14 protein-coding genes and 1 tRNA gene are annotated in these 16,540 nt (G+C 55.0%); 6 read left to right on the top strand and 9 right to left on the bottom strand.

The annotated features are described in order from the left end of the window. Positions 1 to 104 precede the first annotated feature (104 nt). Positions 105 to 1,028, top strand: a complete 924-nt coding sequence (locus DS901_RS14370) for a LysR family transcriptional regulator (RefSeq protein ID WP_113777616.1) — start codon at positions 105 to 107, stop codon at positions 1,026 to 1,028. Positions 1,029 to 1,306: 278 nt separating this feature from the next. Here the strand turns inward: DS901_RS14370 and DS901_RS14375 are convergent, their stop codons facing one another. Continuing rightward, a complete protein-coding gene (locus tag DS901_RS14375) occupies positions 1,307 to 2,302 on the bottom strand; it encodes a hypothetical protein (RefSeq protein WP_113777617.1) in 996 nt (331 codons plus the stop codon). Between the two features lie 124 nt (positions 2,303 to 2,426). Between DS901_RS14375 and DS901_RS14380 the strand changes: the two genes are divergently transcribed. Further along, complete coding sequence (locus DS901_RS14380; RefSeq protein WP_113777618.1) at positions 2,427 to 3,290, top strand: LysR family transcriptional regulator; 864 nt, start codon at positions 2,427 to 2,429, stop codon at positions 3,288 to 3,290. Positions 3,291 to 3,363: 73 nt separating this feature from the next. Here DS901_RS14380 and polA read toward each other — a convergent pair whose 3' ends face one another. The 3 genes from polA to DS901_RS14395 all read right to left on the bottom strand — a co-directional run bounded on the left by polA (position 3,364) and on the right by DS901_RS14395 (position 6,863). Next, positions 3,364 to 6,177, bottom strand: a complete 2,814-nt coding sequence (gene polA, locus DS901_RS14385) for a DNA polymerase I (protein WP_113777619.1) — start codon at positions 6,175 to 6,177, stop codon at positions 3,364 to 3,366. Positions 6,178 to 6,240: 63 nt separating this feature from the next. Further along, a complete protein-coding gene (rpiB, locus tag DS901_RS14390; protein ID WP_113777620.1) occupies positions 6,241 to 6,687 on the bottom strand; it encodes a ribose 5-phosphate isomerase B in 447 nt (148 codons plus the stop codon). Then, the gene (locus DS901_RS14395) at positions 6,684 to 6,863 is read right to left on the bottom strand and encodes a zinc-finger domain-containing protein (RefSeq protein WP_113777621.1); all 180 of its coding nucleotides are present in this window, start codon (positions 6,861 to 6,863) and stop codon (positions 6,684 to 6,686) included. Before DS901_RS14395 ends, rpiB begins: the two co-directional genes overlap by 4 nt. Before the next feature lie 87 nt (positions 6,864 to 6,950). On the opposite strand from DS901_RS14395, the gene DS901_RS14400 reads away from it, so the two are divergent. After that, positions 6,951 to 7,880 (top strand): ABC transporter ATP-binding protein, encoded by a 930-nt coding sequence (locus DS901_RS14400; protein WP_113777622.1) that lies wholly within the window; start codon positions 6,951 to 6,953, stop codon positions 7,878 to 7,880. A gap of 9 nt (positions 7,881 to 7,889) precedes the next feature. On the opposite strand, the gene DS901_RS14405 is transcribed toward DS901_RS14400, so the two are convergent. Further along, the gene (locus DS901_RS14405) at positions 7,890 to 8,252 is read right to left on the bottom strand and encodes an HIT domain-containing protein (RefSeq protein ID WP_113777623.1); all 363 of its coding nucleotides are present in this window, start codon (positions 8,250 to 8,252) and stop codon (positions 7,890 to 7,892) included. A gap of 8 nt (positions 8,253 to 8,260) precedes the next feature. Then, positions 8,261 to 9,838 carry a DUF5928 domain-containing protein gene (locus tag DS901_RS14410; protein WP_113777624.1) on the bottom strand — a complete coding sequence of 526 codons (1,578 nt, stop codon included), beginning with the start codon at positions 9,836 to 9,838 and terminating at the stop codon, positions 8,261 to 8,263. Positions 9,839 to 9,990: 152 nt separating this feature from the next. Between DS901_RS14410 and DS901_RS14415 the strand changes: the two genes are divergently transcribed. Then, positions 9,991 to 10,788: a sulfotransferase family protein gene (locus tag DS901_RS14415; RefSeq protein ID WP_113777625.1), complete on the top strand. Its 798-nt coding sequence runs from the start codon at positions 9,991 to 9,993 to the stop codon at positions 10,786 to 10,788. 23 nt (positions 10,789 to 10,811) lie between these two features. On the opposite strand, the gene DS901_RS14420 is transcribed toward DS901_RS14415, so the two are convergent. Together DS901_RS14420 and DS901_RS14425 are read right to left on the bottom strand one after the other, a co-directional pair. Continuing rightward, a tRNA-Leu gene (locus DS901_RS14420) sits at positions 10,812 to 10,897 on the bottom strand. Between the two features lie 12 nt (positions 10,898 to 10,909). After that, positions 10,910 to 11,407: an Lrp/AsnC family transcriptional regulator gene (locus DS901_RS14425; protein ID WP_181820882.1), complete on the bottom strand. Its 498-nt coding sequence runs from the start codon at positions 11,405 to 11,407 to the stop codon at positions 10,910 to 10,912. Positions 11,408 to 11,508: 101 nt separating this feature from the next. Between DS901_RS14425 and putA the strand changes: the two genes are divergently transcribed. Both putA and DS901_RS14435 read left to right on the top strand, forming a co-directional pair. Then, positions 11,509 to 14,970 (top strand): bifunctional proline dehydrogenase/L-glutamate gamma-semialdehyde dehydrogenase PutA, encoded by a 3,462-nt coding sequence (putA, locus tag DS901_RS14430; RefSeq protein ID WP_113777626.1) that lies wholly within the window; start codon positions 11,509 to 11,511, stop codon positions 14,968 to 14,970. Between the two features lie 31 nt (positions 14,971 to 15,001). After that, entirely contained in the window at positions 15,002 to 15,736 is a 735-nt protein-coding gene (locus DS901_RS14435; protein ID WP_113778045.1) for a rhomboid family intramembrane serine protease, read from the top strand. Here the strand turns inward: DS901_RS14435 and DS901_RS14440 are convergent. Next, on the bottom strand, positions 15,733 to 16,521 hold the full coding sequence (locus DS901_RS14440) for an inositol monophosphatase family protein (protein ID WP_113777627.1): 789 nt from the start codon (positions 16,519 to 16,521) through the stop codon (positions 15,733 to 15,735). The genes DS901_RS14435 and DS901_RS14440 overlap by 4 nt on opposite strands. Positions 16,522 to 16,540 lie beyond the last annotated feature (19 nt).

A 16,540-nucleotide genomic window follows, 5' to 3' on the forward strand; every position in this document is an offset into this window, starting at 1 on the left:
TCAGGAAGTCGTTTTTCTGATCACTGACTTCATGCTAGTTGATAAATTTGGTTTGGTAATGCGCAACCTTTCCTATTAGGGTTTCATAAAAAGGAAACCTAGAGTTGGCAAAACAGGCGATTCTCAAGTCTCTGGGAGACGTTGATATCCGGTTGTTGCGCGTCTTCGTGGTCGTTTCGGCCTGCAACGGGATTGCCGCATCTGAGCTTGAACTAAATATTGGGAAATCCACAATTTCGCGCCATATCTCCGATCTGGAGGCACGGCTTGGGCTGCGGTTGTGCAATCGCGGACCCTCAGGTTTTAGCCTCACACCTGAAGGAGAACAGGTCCTCAAGTTGACGACACATCTGCTCACTCAGATCGACGAATTCCGGTCCGGTGTTGACGCGATTCAAAGCACGTTGTCCGGCACCATCCGCTTTGGGCTATATGATCAATCGTCAGCTAACCCCAACGCCCAAATAGACAAGGCCATTGAGAAATTTGATGAGCTTGCACCAAACGTGTCTCTGGAAATCTCATTGGACACGCTGACAGCGCTTGAGGCTAATATTTTAAACGGGTCGCTCGACCTTGCGGTCATGCCAATTTATCAGACGTCGTCGATGCTGACGTACACCGAAATTTATTCAGCAAAAATGAATCTGTATTGCGCAAAAGGGCACCCGCTTTTTGGTCGCGATACCCGTGGCCTTGACCCGAAGACCACACTAGCTGCGCATAAGTACGCAGGATATTCGTTCAACTCACCAAACATGCGGGTGACCAATATGCTCGGGTTGGAACGCGCAGCGAGCGTGAGAGATGAAGAGGCGCTGGCTCTGTTGGTTCAGTCCGGACGTTATCTTGGAATTCTAGGAGATCACGTGATCCATGGTATCGGAGGTCGATCAAAGTTCTGGCCACTCTTTACGGAGGATGTCTCTTATGCGGTACCGTTCGCCGCAATTACGCGAAAACGCCACCGAGCTGACCGAAAAGCCGAAACATTTCTAGATTGTCTCATTGACGCACACGCCCCGTAAAATCACATAGGGCTGTGCTGGCTACCTAGAAATCGAGCAAGGTCAATAATTGCGCAAATAGACGCAAGATATTCCCTCGGATACCCCCCACAAACAGCAGCCCAAATCCGCCGACAGCGGCCATTGGTTCAACTGCGATGAAGGTCCTGAAAGTCCGCTTAGCAGACATCGACGGCGTTTTTTATGTCTCGATCTGGATGCAGGTGCGGCGAAAGTGGGCTTCGAGCCCACTTTGACCAATGCTGCGGACGGGACGAATGGCCGGTAACTGGTTAGCGCTACCGCTTGATAGACCAAAGCATTGCAGTCTCGTAACCGGCAGCTTCCAGCATTTCGATCTTGGAGCGCCATCCGGCGGGGCAAACGACAAAGGCAGCGTCCGTGCCTCGGTTCGCGAGAGCGGCTTCGGCGGCGCGCAGAAGCGCGGTTGCGCCTTCGCTGCCATCCCTAAGGTATGCCGGGTCGGCTAGTTCCAGGTGGTAGTAATCGTCGATCACACCTGTCCCGGTGATGTCATGGGCAGGCGGAAAGTGCAGGCGCGAGGCAGGCTGTGCGATAACGTAGCCTTCCAGCTCGTCATGTTCGCCCATGACCATCATATCGCGATCTCGCAGCGTGAGGCTGCGCGTCATCCAGGCTGAGAAGCGTGAACCGGCTTCGGGATTTATTTCCCAGAAGGGGTCGATGTCGAAAAGAACTTGCCGGTTCTCAGCGCTGCGCATGACGATGCCAGGAACATCTTCTTCTGTCGCTTGCCGGACAACTGAAGGCGTTCCCTGATCGCCGAGATCAGTGCGGGACAGATAGAGCGTCAAAGGATCGTAATTCGCAGCCTCGAGCGATTTCCGCCAATCCTCTCCCGTCACATAGGACGACAAAATAATCCTGGCACCGGCTTCTTGAAGGGCCTTTTCAGCCGCAACCAACAAAGCATTGACCGTGCTATCAGGCGCATCCGGTGCGGCGTATGAGTCGGGCAAAATGAGGCCGGGTTCACCGCTTGATCCTCCATAGATCGGTGGCACCGGCAGTAGCATCGAATGAACGACACCGCCGATCCAACCGTCATCATCCGCGACCTGCCAAATCTGGCGGAAGGGTTGCTGTTCAGCGGTCAGCGCGAATGTCAGAGCCTTCTCGATCTGGGCCGGTGCATCCTCTGCCATCTTCCAAAGGATGCCATCCTCTGCATAACGCTTCTCAGCGTCCAGCATCAGTAGATCAACTAGTCGCGGTATGTCGTCAGGTGTTGCTGGCCGGATGATCTGGGACATGTGTGGGTTCTCCTCAAAAAGGGCTGGTTCTTGCTTCGTTGTCTGTATCGACCAGCCATACAGATTTGACAAAGCGGGAAATTTTCACCAGCGTTTAGAAAATCTATCGCCTTGGGCCTATTGAATGAGACAGCTAAATCTAAATGCACTGCGCGTGTTCGCGATCGCGGCATCACACGGCAACCTGCAACGCGCTGCGGACGAGCTGAACCTTTCGCGCGGTGCCGTTTCCCAACGGATCAAGCAGCTTGAAATCGACCTTGGCGTGGTTCTTCTGAAGCGCGGCGCGCGCGGGGTGTCTCTGACTGCTGAAGGCAAACGCTGCCACGCTGGCGTCACCGACGCTCTTGCGGTTCTGGAAACGGCATTGGTCAGTATCGGCGAAGAGAACGATCATGTTACCCTTCACCTCGGGTCTTCTACAGCCACAAAATGGCTGATGCCGCGCATGGATGCCTTTGCAACTGCATTCCCGAAACTTTCGCTGAAGACAGAAGTTCATGAGCAGATACTGTCGCGCAGCCTTGGTCGAAATGAAATCGCGCTGTGGCCAGGAAGTGAACAAGACCCCAACCTCGCCCACCGATCACGTCGACTGACCGACATTCGGCTTGTTGCAGTATGCAGCCCCGACTTTCTGCGGCCTGACTGGCCCATGGGACTGGAAACATTACTGACGCTGCCTCTACTTCAGGACGCGCATCGGCGTTGGGAAAAGCTGATCGAGGCGACAGGCTATGGAAACGTGCACAAGCTGCTCAACTTCGACCGATCTGCTTTGGCGCTGGACGCAGCCATCTGCGGCCATGGGATTGCCATCGCGCCGACCTACATGATCGAAAACGACCTGTCGTCAAAACGCCTTGTGGAGATTTGGGTTGATCCGGAACCGTCGGACGATGGGCTTTATGTTTCCTGGTCAAAGGATCATGTTGGCGAGCACCACATCAGCCGGATCGTGGATTGGATCGCCTCTGAGTTTAGGTGAAAAGCGAACATCCAGTGTCAGCCTTTGAACGGCAGCTAAGTCCCGCAGAGCGGACCTAGTAGTGAACGCTACATCAATGCGCCTCAGCCCAGTTTGCCCCCTGCCCTGCGTCCACCGATAGTTTCACGTCAAGCTTCACCGCCGGATCGCTGGCGTTTTCCATCACGTCGCGTGCCACGTCGATCAGCGGCGCGGCACTGTCTTCGGCGACCTCAAAGATCAATTCATCGTGGACTTGCAGCAGCATTTTGGCGGGCAGGTCTGCAATCGCATCAGGCATCCGGATCATCGCGCGGCGGATCACATCGGCGGCTGTCCCTTGGATCGGCGCGTTGATTGCAGCGCGCTTGGCGAACCCTGCGTGGGGTCCCTTAGCATTGATTTCGGGTGTGTTGATTTTGCGCCCAAACAGCGTTTGCACATAGTTATGTTCTTTGGCGAAAGCGACCGTATCATCCATATAGGTGCGAATTCCGGGGAAGCGTTCAAAGTAGCGGTCGATGAACCCTTGGGCCTCGCCACGCGGAATACGCAGGTTGCGCGCCAGACCAAAGCCGGAAATTCCGTAAATCACACCAAAGTTAATCGCTTTGGCCTGACGTCGGATATCTGGCGTCATCTCATCCAGCGGCACGTCGAACATTTCAGACGCGGTCATCGCGTGAATATCGATCCCGTCGCGGAACGCTTGTTTGAGCGCATCAATCCCCGCGACATGGGCCAGAATACGCAGCTCAATTTGGCTATAGTCAAGACTGACCAACACATTGCCGGGGGCCGCGACGAACGCCTCACGGATACGTCTGCCATCTTCGGACCGAACCGGGATGTTTTGCAAGTTCGGTTCTTTTGATGCCAAACGCCCCGTGTTGGCGCCCGTGATTAAATAGGACGTGTGCACGCGGCCCGTGTCGGGATTAATGTGCTCTTGCAGCGCGTCGGTGTAGGTCGATTTCAGCTTGGACAGCTGACGCCAATCCAGAATACGGCGCGGCAAATCATGGATCGTGGCCAAGTCTTCGAGCACGGTCGCGCCTGTCGAATAGGCCCCGGTTTTACCTTTTGATGGGGCCTTACCATCTGGCATTTCCAGCCCCATTTCGTCAAACATGATCTCGCCCAATTGTTTGGGTGATCCGACGTTGAACTTATGGCCGACCATTTCGTAAATGTCGTCTTCAAGACCTGCCATTTTCTGCGCAAACGCATTTGACATGCGTGACAGCGTATCGCGATCCACCTGCACGCCGTGCATCTCCATCTGCGCAAGCACTGGCACCAAGGGCCGTTCAAGCGTTTCATAGACCGTGGTGACTTGTTTGGCGTGCAATTGCGGTTTGAACTGTTGCCATAGGCGCAGGGTGATATCGGCGTCTTCGGCGGCGTATTTCACTGCATCTGCAACGGGAACCCGGTCAAATGTAATCGCCGACTTTCCGGTACCAAGCAGCGGTTTGATCGGAATCGGCGTATGCCCTAGATAGCGATCTGATAGCACATCCATCCCGTGGTTATGCACGCCCGCGTTCGTTGCATATGACATCAACATCGTGTCATCGATTGGGGCAATCGCAATCCCCTGACGCGCAAAAATCTTGGCATCATATTTCATGTTCTGACCGATTTTCAGGATGCTTTCATCCTCGAGCACGGGTTTGAGCAGCGCAAGGCATTGCGCCATATCCATTTGCCCTTCGGCAACATCGTCAGAACCAAACAGATCATCTGCCGCCGCCGCTTTATGACCTAGCGGAATATAGCAGGCCTGCCCCGGCTCAACACATAGCGAAATTCCAACCAAATCAACGACCATTTCGTTCAAGCCTGTCGTTTCGGTATCCACAGCGACGTAACCGCGCGCATAAATTCGATCGATCCAGACCTGCAACGCCGCCGCATCCGATACGCATTCATAGCTGTCAGGGTCAAACGGCACCGCTTCTGGCGCTGCGGCTTGTGTGGTTTGCGCGGGCGCCGCGATAGCAGGTGCCTCGGCCCCCAATTTATCTGCGACGCGTTTAACGATAGTCCGGAATTCCATCTGCGTCAGAAATCCCAAAAGCGTGTCCGCGTCAGGTTCGCGCATTTCAAGGCTATCAAGACCAAACGGCAAATCCATGCCACAATCGAGCTGCACTAATTTCTTGGACAGTTCGATCTGTGCACGGTTGTCGATCAGGCTTTCACGGCGTTTGGGCTGCTTGATCTCGCTCGCGCGGTCCAGCAATGTTTCTAAATCACCATATTCATTGATTAAAAGGGCTGCGGTTTTAATACCGATGCCTGGCGCGCCCGGCACGTTATCAACGGAATCACCCGCAAGCGCCTGCACGTCGACAACGCGCTCCGGGCCGACCCCAAACTTTTCGACAACGCCGTCAGAATCAATGCGTTTGTTCTTCATCGGATCGAGCATCTCAACCCCGCCACCGACCAGCTGCATCAGATCTTTGTCCGACGACAGGATTGTCACGCGCCCCCCCGCATCACGCGCCTGATGGGAAAGTGTCGCGATGATATCATCGGCCTCAAACCCTTCGATTTCCTCGCAGGCGATGTTGAACGCTCGCGTCGCATCGCGCGTCAGCGGCATCTGCGGGCGCAAATCTTCGGGCATCGCGTCGCGGTTGGCTTTGTACTGGTCATACATTTCATTGCGGAACGTATGGCTGCCCTTGTCAAAAATAACCGCCACATGGGTCGCGGCATCTGGCCCCGTGTTGGTTTCGACGTAACGCTGTAGCATATTCACAAAGCCCGACACGGCCCCTACAGGCAACCCATCGGATTTGCGCGTCAGCGGCGGAAGCGCATGATAGGCACGAAAAATAAACGCCGAGCCGTCGATGAGATGAAGATGGTGTCCCTTACCAAATTGCTGCGTCATGATACCGTTCCCTGCGTTGCGTCAGGGATAGTTTTGTCATGAACGCGCGCGTGCTTCCAGCGCTTAAGAGTGTGGCTCGATCATATCGACACGTACGGCATGGCGACCGCCCTCAAATTCCGTAGACAAAAACGTATCCACGATATCAAGCGCAAGTCCAACGCCGACGACGCGTGCACCAATCGACAACATATTCGAATTGTTGTGTGCACGGATCATACGCGCCGAAAACGAATCCGAACAGACGCCACAGCGGATTCGCACAACCTTATTGGCAGCCATCATAATACCTTGTCCGGTGCCACAGATGAGTATTCCCCGAGCACAATCCCCCGCAGCAACCAACTGCGCAGCCGCTTGACCATGTTTGGGATAATCTGCGCTCACACCCGTCTCTGGTCCAATATCGGTCACTTCACATCCAGCGGCTTTAACGTGCGCGACAATGGTTCGACGCAACGGGATATCAGCATGATCACTCGAAATAACGACACGCGTCAAAGCGGTCATACTTTGCCTTCGTAATCCGCATGCACGATTTTTGCATCGCAATAGGGGCATTCGACATAGCCGACCTCATGCGGGATTTGTAGCCAGACACGCGGGTGACCAAGCCCACCTTCGCCGCCATCACAGGCAATGCGCCAGTCGTTAACAATCCGGATTTCTGGGGCTGGCGTGGTCATAGTGTCACCTGTGTGCTTGCTGCGGGCCGCGGTGGGCCTTAGATCACGTGATACATACCGCACGAGACGCGCAGGGGAAAGACCAGCATGACCGACAACGCCATAGAAATTTCAGGGCTCAAGAAAACCTACGCCGCCACCGGGCGCAGCCCTGCCAAAGAGGCGTTGAAAGGGGTTGATTTGAATATCCCACGCGGGTCCATTTTCGGGCTTTTGGGGCCAAATGGGGCTGGAAAATCGACGATTATCAATATTCTAGCCGGATTGGTGGTCAAATCGGCGGGCAGCGTCAAGATTTGGGGCTTTGACCAAGACACAAACCCGCGCCAATCGCGCGCCTCGATTGGAATTATGCCGCAAGAACCCCATCTTGACCCGTTTTTTACGCCCGCCGGATCGCTCGACGTTCAAGCAGGTCTTTATGGCGTGCCAAAATCGCAGCGCAGAACGGCAGAGATTCTAGATTTGATCGGATTGACCGATAAGGCGGACGCCTACTCCAGATCGCTTTCAGGTGGGATGCGCCGCCGGTTGCTTTTGGGCAAGGCGCTTGTGCATTCGCCGCAAATCCTTGTGTTGGATGAACCGACAGCAGGCGTCGATATCGCGCTGCGCAATATGCTGTGGCAAAACGTGCGCAAATTGAATGATGATGGGATGACCGTGATTCTCACAACCCATTATCTCGAAGAAGCAGAAGCCATGTGCGACGATATCGCGATCATCAACCATGGCGAAGTGGTCGTGCGCGATAGCACCGCAAACCTTTTGGGGCATCTAGATCGTAAAACACTCGTGATCACGCCGGATGGGCCTGCGGAATTGCCGGAACTGCCGCCGCAAATCTCTGGCAAAAAGCACCCCAATGGCACGTTAAGTTTCACCTACCAAAGCACAACGACCCCCGCTGATGCGGTGTTGCATATTTTGCGCGATGCCGGGATCACGATCAAAGACGTCAAGACCCAAGAAGCGCACCTTGAGGACGTGTTTCTATCGCTCACGTCCTCAACATAGGGTCAGCGATCAGTCCAACAACATGCGGCCAAGCTGTTGCCCGCCGATAATGTGCATGTGGTAATGCGGCACATCCTGAACGCCATGCACGCGGGTGTTCGAGATGCCGCGGAACCCTTCGTCTAACTGCATCAGGTCGCACACAGCGGAAATTGCGTGAAAGAACCCAGCCTGTTCGGCTGCGGATGCATCGCGGGCAAAGTGATCAAGACTCATATATGGCCCCTTGGGGATCACCAGCACATGCACGGCAGCCTGCGGCTGAATATCATGAAATGCCAAAGCGTGTTCATTTTCAAACACAGTCTTATTCGGAATTTCGCCCCGCAAAATCTTGGCGAAAATATTCTGGTCGTCGTATGCGTAATCCATGGGTGGCCTCAATCAACAAAAAGATGGGGGGTTTCAGCAAGCGCGCGTGCGGTATCCATATCGACGCGCAAGAATTGGGCAAGGGCAGCGGCGTTTTCGGCGATCGTTGCAGTTTCACTGATCCGTGCAGCACCGGCAAAATCCGCGTCGCGGATATTATCGCGCTCATGCACAATGTCATTGCGAATAGTGGGCAGAAGCCGTGCGACGGTTGCTTCGCTGCTTTGTGCACCAGCCAATCCAACGCGTTTCGCATGGCCCGCCAAATAATCATCATCGAATTCACAGGCAATTTCGAGCAAACGCACATCCGCACGATCCGCAAAGAAATCGCGCATCAGGTCGATATCGGCGGTATCGAGACAAATCACCAAACGATCACTTTTGTTATGATCAAACAACATCCGTAAAAAGGCGCGCCTGTGCCGCCCTCGTTTTTGTACCGTCGTTTCAATGCCACCTAAATCGGGCAGCGGGGTCGCGTCTTCGTTGAACAAATATTCGACCGCCGGAATATCGGTATGTTCGCGAATGCTTGCAACCAACCGCTTGGCGACATGCCATTTTTTGCAGGCTACAATCATCAGCGCGCGGTTGCGCCCCAATGTCGTTTCGCGTTCCCAAAAGCGCGGCGTAAACCGGCGACCAATGCGCCCACGTCCGGTCAAGAATTGAAACAGCCGCCGCCCTTCGTCGGTGATCACGAAATCTGTGCGGTCACTGACATAGAGCGCGCCGAGTTCAGAGCGTAGATTGGACGCCTCTGCACTAATTTTGCGTGCGAATAAGCCGCTTTGCCCCAACAACAGATCGTAGTGATCGTTATAGAACGTCACCGGCATCCCGTAATCGGTGAACATCAAAAATGTAAGCGTGCGGTTTTCAATCTCATTCCCCGGCACCAGATGGCGCACAAGAGTTTGAAAAAATGTCTCATCGGGGATCCAAGTCGTGCGGAAAAAACGCATTACGTCTTTGCGGACACGGGTAAAATCAAGCAGTGCTTCAACAGTGCGCCGCCGCAGACACCACCATTGGCTGCCAATCATAATTTGCACGTCTTTGGGCGTATCACGCGTGATCCCAAATTTCTGCTGCAGCGCCAATGACGTGTAAAACCGCTTCTTCTGCGTGCGCTCATTAAAATGATGACGGTAGATCAGACGCTCTTCGCGGAACCCCGTTTTGATCCAATCGCTGTCGAAAAAATCAAAGCTCTCGATGAAATCGCAATCATGGCGGTCCAAAAATTCATGCGCATATTGGGCGGATTTGATCGGCATGCAATCGCCCGAAACCATGTAAAAGTGGCTCGCGCGCGGGAATGCATCAACCGCCGCCTCAACGGCATGAAGGGTCGCCTGCACAAGGCTCCATTCGCCCCATCCGCATTTGATCCGGCGCTTGGCAAAGACGACATTTGGGTTATTGAGCAAGGCGGTCTGAATGGTCGCAAAATCCTCTGCATTGGCCGAAGCATCAAAATGGATTGCGATATAATCGCCCGCCGCCGTCAATTGCAGCGCTTGCTGCACAATCGCATCGGGGTTCTTGTGGCAAAGAAGGATAAAGGCGATTCTTGCCATCTGTGTTGGGTGCCCCCTGCGGACAAATTGATGTTTCCGGCGACTTGCCGCGATCAGACATTGAATAAACGGTGTTTCTTTGCTCTTAAAGGAAAAACGACGGCGACATTACGCAAAGGAGGCCACAATTGGCGAGTTTCCCCGGAACCTGGATGACCACCAGCGAAAGCGTCGTCTACCGCGTTGTCCCAAAATGCGCATGCTCAACCATCGGGCAAATCATGTATTATTCCGATCATGGCGAATTTTTTGACGGCGATATCCATGATGCAAAATCCGGTATGCATAAATGGGCATTGGACGACAGCAAGGCACTGATCACCCAAAACGTGACCGCACATCAAAGCTATGCGTTTACCTGTGTGCGCAATCCTTACACCCGCATTCTATCATCATTCTTCGACAAAATCTGCGGCATTCAGCGCAACGGAAAATATTACCGTGGCAATCTCGTTCCACTGCTGACCCAGAAATACGGGATCGAAGTTGGCGACCCTGACACGGGATTTGAATTTGATCAGATCAAAAGCTTTCGGCGTTTTCTGCTGTTCGCGCGCGACACCATCCGTTGGCGCCGTCCGATGGACCCTGACATTCATTGGTCTGCCATGTCCGGCCATATCGCGACCTATATCGTAAACGGTGGCCGCTACGACAATATCTTCTGGACCGAAAAGTTTAACGACGGCATGCAATCCGTGCTGGATGAAATCGAAACGCCGCATGCCGTTGATCTTGAAACGATCCCGCGCTTCAACGAAAGCGAAGGTCACGGCCCCAAACGCGCGCATCCTGTTGCAGACTATTTTGACGACCTGTCGATGCATCTGGTCTATGAAATGTACAAAAAAGACTTCCGTATCTTCAAATACGATTTCGAAAACCCTGCCAACAAAATGCCGATCGGCGATATCGACCTTGACGAGGTCCACGCGAAATTGGGCCAGTAGACGGTCCAATTTCAGTGATTAAGTGGTGCCCGCGGCCGGACTCGAACCGGCACGGCCATACAGCCGGGAGATTTTAAGTCTCATGTGTCTACCATTCCACCACGCGGGCACGGTGCTATTCCTATGCGGACATGTCGCGCGGGGCAAGCGGTGAAAGCCCTTCTTCTTTGACGGCTTGCATCGCAACATAGGTCGAAGTGTTCGCAACATGCGGCAACGTCGAAATTTTCTCTGCTAAAACAGCACGGTACCCCATCATTCCCGATGTGCGCACTTTCAACAAATAGTCGAATGCACCTGCAATCAAATGGCATTGTTCGATCTCTGGAACGCGCATGACCGCCGCATTGAACGCCGCCAAGGCATTTTCGCGCGTGTCGCTCAGCTTCACCTCGACAAAGGCGACATGATCGCGCCCCAAGCGAATGGGATCAAACAATGCGCGGTAGCCGCGAATAATGCCGCTATCTTCAAGCCGTTTAAGCCGCGCCTGAGTCGGTGATTTCGACAGGCCGATTCGTCGCGATAATTCGGTAACGCTGACCCGCCCCTCTATCGCAAGGACATCAAGTATTTTTCGGTCGAACTGGTCGATATCTGAAATCATATTGTCCGCCATATAGTTCACCTTCAGGTTAATCGCCTATCATTTTTCAAATTACCAACCAAATAGACTTCTCGCAATGGCGTAAGATTCCCTGGCCGACAAGGAGCACGCAAATGTCACAAACCGAATCCGATCTGCGCCAGCAACTAGACGCCGCAATGTACCGCAATGAAGCCGATGCAGTTGCATCGTTGGCGCAAGCCGCAGCGCTGACACACCAAGACCGCGCACGTATTTGCGCAAATGCCGCCGACCTTGTCCGTGATATCCGTGGCAGTACCGAACCCGGCCTAATGGAAGTCTTTCTTGCCGAATACGGCCTGTCCACGGATGAAGGAATCGCCCTAATGTGCTTGGCTGAGGCGCTCTTGCGCGTCCCTGACGCCGAGACCATCGATGCCTTGATCGAAGATAAAATCGCGCCATCAGATTGGGGTAAGCACCTTGGCCATTCGGCGTCGTCACTGGTAAATGCCTCAACTTGGGCATTGATGCTGACGGGCCGCGTTTTGGACGATGATAAGCCCGGCGTCACCCGGCATTTGCGCAGCGCCGTCAAACGTTTGGGCGAACCTGTCATCCGCACTGCCGTCGCCCGCGCCATGCGTGAAATGGGGCGTCAGTTTGTATTAGGCGAAGACATCACCAAGGCAATGAAACGGGCCGTGGGCATGCAAGAAAAAGGTTTCACCTATAGCTATGACATGCTCGGCGAAGCGGCCTGCACCGAGGCTGACGCCCGCGCCTACCATCTTGCCTATTCGCGGGCGATATCAGCGATTGCAGATCATTGCACCTATGACAGCGTGGCACAAAACCCCGGTATTTCGGTAAAACTATCCGCTTTGCATCCGCGCTACGAGGTCGCGCAAAAGGATCGTGTAATGGTCGAATTGGTGCCGCGCGTGCGTGCGCTGGCGATGCTCGCGAAATCCGCGGGCATGGGGTTCAACATTGACGCAGAAGAAGCCGACCGCCTGTCCCTGTCGCTGGACGTGATCGCGGCTGTGCTGGCCGAACCTGCGCTGGCTGGATGGGACGGATTCGGCGTGGTTGTGCAGGCTTACGGCCAACGTGCGTCATTGGTGATCGACCATTTACATGCTGTCGCGACCCAATTGGACCGCAAAATCATGGTCCGTCTGGTCAAGGGTGCCTATTGGGACGCCGAGATTAAGCGCGCCCAAGTCGAAGGCATGAATGGCTTTCCTGTTTTCACGGCCAAACAGCATACAGACATCAGCTATATCAGTCATGCCCGCAAATTGCTGGGCATGACTGATCGGATTTACCCGCAGTTCGCGACACATAACGCGCACACAGTGGCGGCTGTGCTGGATTTGGCACGCACGATGGGCAAATCTGCGGACACCTTCGAATTCCAACGCCTGCACGGCATGGGTGAGACCCTCCACACGCTTGTTCTGAACGCGCAAGGCACCCGTTGCCGGATTTATGCCCCTGTTGGCGCACACGAAGACCTGCTGGCTTATCTGGTTCGTCGTTTGCTTGAAAACGGCGCGAACTCTAGCTTTGTGAACCAAATCGTTGACGAAGATGTTGCCCCTGAAACTGTCGCAGCCTGCCCATTTGACGCTATCGGCACCGGCGTCGTGCTGCCCAAAGGGCCCGATATTTTCCAGCCGGCGCGTGTCAATTCAAAGGGGTGGGACCTGACCCATCGCCCCACGCTGGACGATCTAAATGCCGCGCGCACATCATTTCAATCTGCGGTGTTCAACGGGCATCCAATCCTTGCGGGTGCGGTGGATGGAAAAAGCGCGGTGCAGCCCGTCATCAACCCAGCGCGCGTTGGCGATATTGTCGGTCAAGTCGTACCCGCAGGCCCCGCCGCGATCAACGCCGCGCTGACTGCGGCAACTCCTTGGACGGCTGATTCTGCGACCCGTGCAGCAGCCCTCACCGCAGTAGCCGATGCCTACGAGGCCAACGCAGCGGAGCTATTCGCCATTCTCGCGCGCGAAGCTGGCAAAGCCATGCCCGACGTTGTTGCAGAACTCCGCGAAGCCGTAGATTTCTTGCGCTACTACGCCACCCAAGCCAGTGACGAAAATCAAGCATGTGGGGTGTGGACTTGTATCAGCCCGTGGAACTTTCCGCTGGCGATTTTTACCGGCCAAATTGCGGCGGCACTGGCGGCTGGCAATGCGGTCCTTGCGAAACCTGCCGAACAAACGCCATTGATCGCGACCTACGCCGTAGAGCTACTCCATGCGGCGGGTGTGCCTGTTTCAGCTTTGCAGCTTTTGCCCGGCGGCGGAGACGTTGGCGCGGCGCTGACCTGTGATGCGCGCGTGAATGGCGTGGCCTTTACCGGGTCTACCGCAACCGCCCTCAAAATCCGCGCGACGATGGCTGCGAACTGCGCCCCCGGCACGCCGTTAATCGCAGAAACCGGCGGGCTGAATGCGATGATCGTCGACAGCACCGCCCTGCCCGAACACGCCGTTCGGGATATTGTGAATGGTGCATTCAGGTCCGCCGGTCAGCGTTGTTCAGCGTTGCGGTGTCTATATGTTCAAGAAGATATTGCGGAGCCTTTGCTAAAGATGCTCAAAGGCGCGATGGATGAACTGACGGTTGGCGATCCATGGGTGCTGGCAACAGATCTTGGCCCGGTAATTGATGCGCCCGCCCATAAGACCATCGCAGATCACATTGCCACAGCCCAATCCGAAGGCCGCGTGATCCATCAAATCAGCGCCCCGACGTCGACCGGACATTTCATCGCGCCGACGGCCATACGCGTGAATAGCATCACCGATATGGCTCGTGAAATCTTTGGCCCAGTACTGCATGTCGCAACCTTCAAGGCCGAGGAATTGGATGCTGTGATCGATACGATCAACGCAACGGGCTACGGTCTGACCTTCGGCCTGCACACACGTATTGATGACAGGGTACAGACCATCGTCGAACGCGTTAAAGCTGGCAATATCTATGTGAACCGCGACCAAATTGGTGCGGTGGTTGGCAGTCAACCTTTTGGTGGCGAAGGGCTTTCTGGGACGGGTCCCAAGGCAGGCGGTCCGCACTATCTGCCACGTTTCATCGCAAACCCTGCGCCAATGTCGTCTGAACGTTGGAAAGAAAATACAGATATGCGTGCATTGCAGGCAAGGCTGGACGCCGTGCAACCGCTTGCCCCCAAACCCGCGACCGATCTGCCTGGCCCAACGGGCGAATCCAACCGTCATAGCTTGCGCCCACGCGGTCCGGTTCTGTGCATGGGACCGGGCGAAGCGGTGGCTTTGGCGCAGGTCGCGGAGGTGACTGCGTTAGGTGGGATTGGGGTCAGTTCAGAAGGACAAATAGCCCCTGTCGCGCTATCCACACTGAACCCAATCGCTGGCGTCTTGTGGTGGGGCGATACCGACACAGGTCGCGCGATTGAAAAAGCGCTGTCTAAACGAAGCGGCCCGATCACCGCGCTCATCACCGGTATGCCTGACACCGCGCATGTGATGCACGAACGCCATGTGTGCATTGATACCACCGCAGCAGGGGGCAATGCAGCGCTTTTGGCGGCTGTCGCAGATCAAGCAACCGCTTGACCCCGCGCCCGACATAAATCACGGTCGCGGTATGCTTTTACCATTCCGCGACCACAACCCATCTGAACGCGTCCCTTATGTCACGATCGCGCTTATTCTTTTGAATATCCTGATCTTTATTGGCAGCTACGCACTACAAACCGACCGGGAAATTAACCGCATCTTTGCGGAATACGGGCTGATCCCTGCACGGCTTTACGCGGGCAACGGGCTAACGACGCCGATCAGCTACATGTTTTTGCACAGCGGCTTTATGCATCTTGCAGGCAATATGCTGTTCTTGTGGATCTACGGGGATAATCTTGAAGACAAGCTCGGCCATGTGCCGTTCTTGATCTATTACCTACTCTGCGGAATCGCGGCGGGGCTGGCGCAATACGCGTCAGAACCGCTGTCACTGGTGCCAATGGTCGGTGCATCGGGGGCGATTGCGGGGGTAATGGGCGGCTATATCTTGCTGTTCCCCAAGGCGCGCGTCGATGTCTTCGTGTTCTTCATTGTCTTTTTCCGCATCTTCCCGTTACCCGCGTGGATCACGCTTGGGTTCTGGTTTGGGGTGCAAATCTTTAACGGGCTGAACAGTGCCGCTGGCGGCAGCGGCGTGGCGCATTGGGCGCATGCTGGTGGGTTTGTCGCCGGGTTCGTGCTGATGCTTCCGTTTTGGTTCAAGATCGGCAACACCGGGTTCTGGAAACGCACAGAGGGGCACCCGGATCACCCGGAAACCCAATATAAGCGCAGCAATATTCCGGTGGTGAAACGTTAAGCCTTACGGATAACTTTTGCGAAGCTGTCAAAGATCGGCTCGTTTGAGCAAATGACTTCGCCGTCTGCCAAGATATCACCGTCCGGGCGGATCGGTTCGATCATCGCCCCCGCTTCGCGCGCGATGATCAGGCCTGCGGCGATATCCCAGATGTGCAATTTGCGTTCCCAAAATCCGTCATAGCGGCCCGCAGCCACATAGGCCAAATCAAGCGCTGCAGCCCCAAAGCGACGCACACCCGCACAGGCAGGCAAAATACGTGCAAGGTCTTGTAGGGTTTCTGGCAGGTCAGCGCGGCCTGCAAATGGCAGGCCAGTTGCAAAGATGCTTTCGATCATCCGGTGACGGCCAGACACGCGCATGCGGGTTTCGTTCAGCCAGGCACCGCCGCCTTTTTCCGCATAGAACATTTCGTCCTTAGCAGGGTCATAGACAACACCCGCCACGATCTGACCTTTGTGTTCAAGTGCGATCGACACAGCCCAATGCGGCAGACCATGCAGAAAATTTGTGGTGCCATCAAGCGGATCAACGATCCAGCGACGGGTTGGATCAGCGCCTTCGATTTCCTTGCCTTCTTCACCCAAGAACCCATAGGTCGGGCGGGCATGTAGCAATTCTTCGCGAATGGTTTCTTCGGCGGTCCGGTCGGCGCGGCTCACAAAATCGCCGGGGCCTTTGGCGCTGACCTGCAATTGTTCAACTTCACCAAAGTCTTTGAGCAATGCGCGCCCTGCTTTACGGGCGGTTTTCATCATCACGTTCAGGTTTGCACTGCCAGCCATTGGACTTCTCCGGGTTCGG

The sequence above is a fragment of the Loktanella sp. D2R18 genome (genome assembly GCF_003318235.1).
Lineage (GTDB): Bacteria > Pseudomonadota > Alphaproteobacteria > Rhodobacterales > Rhodobacteraceae > Yoonia.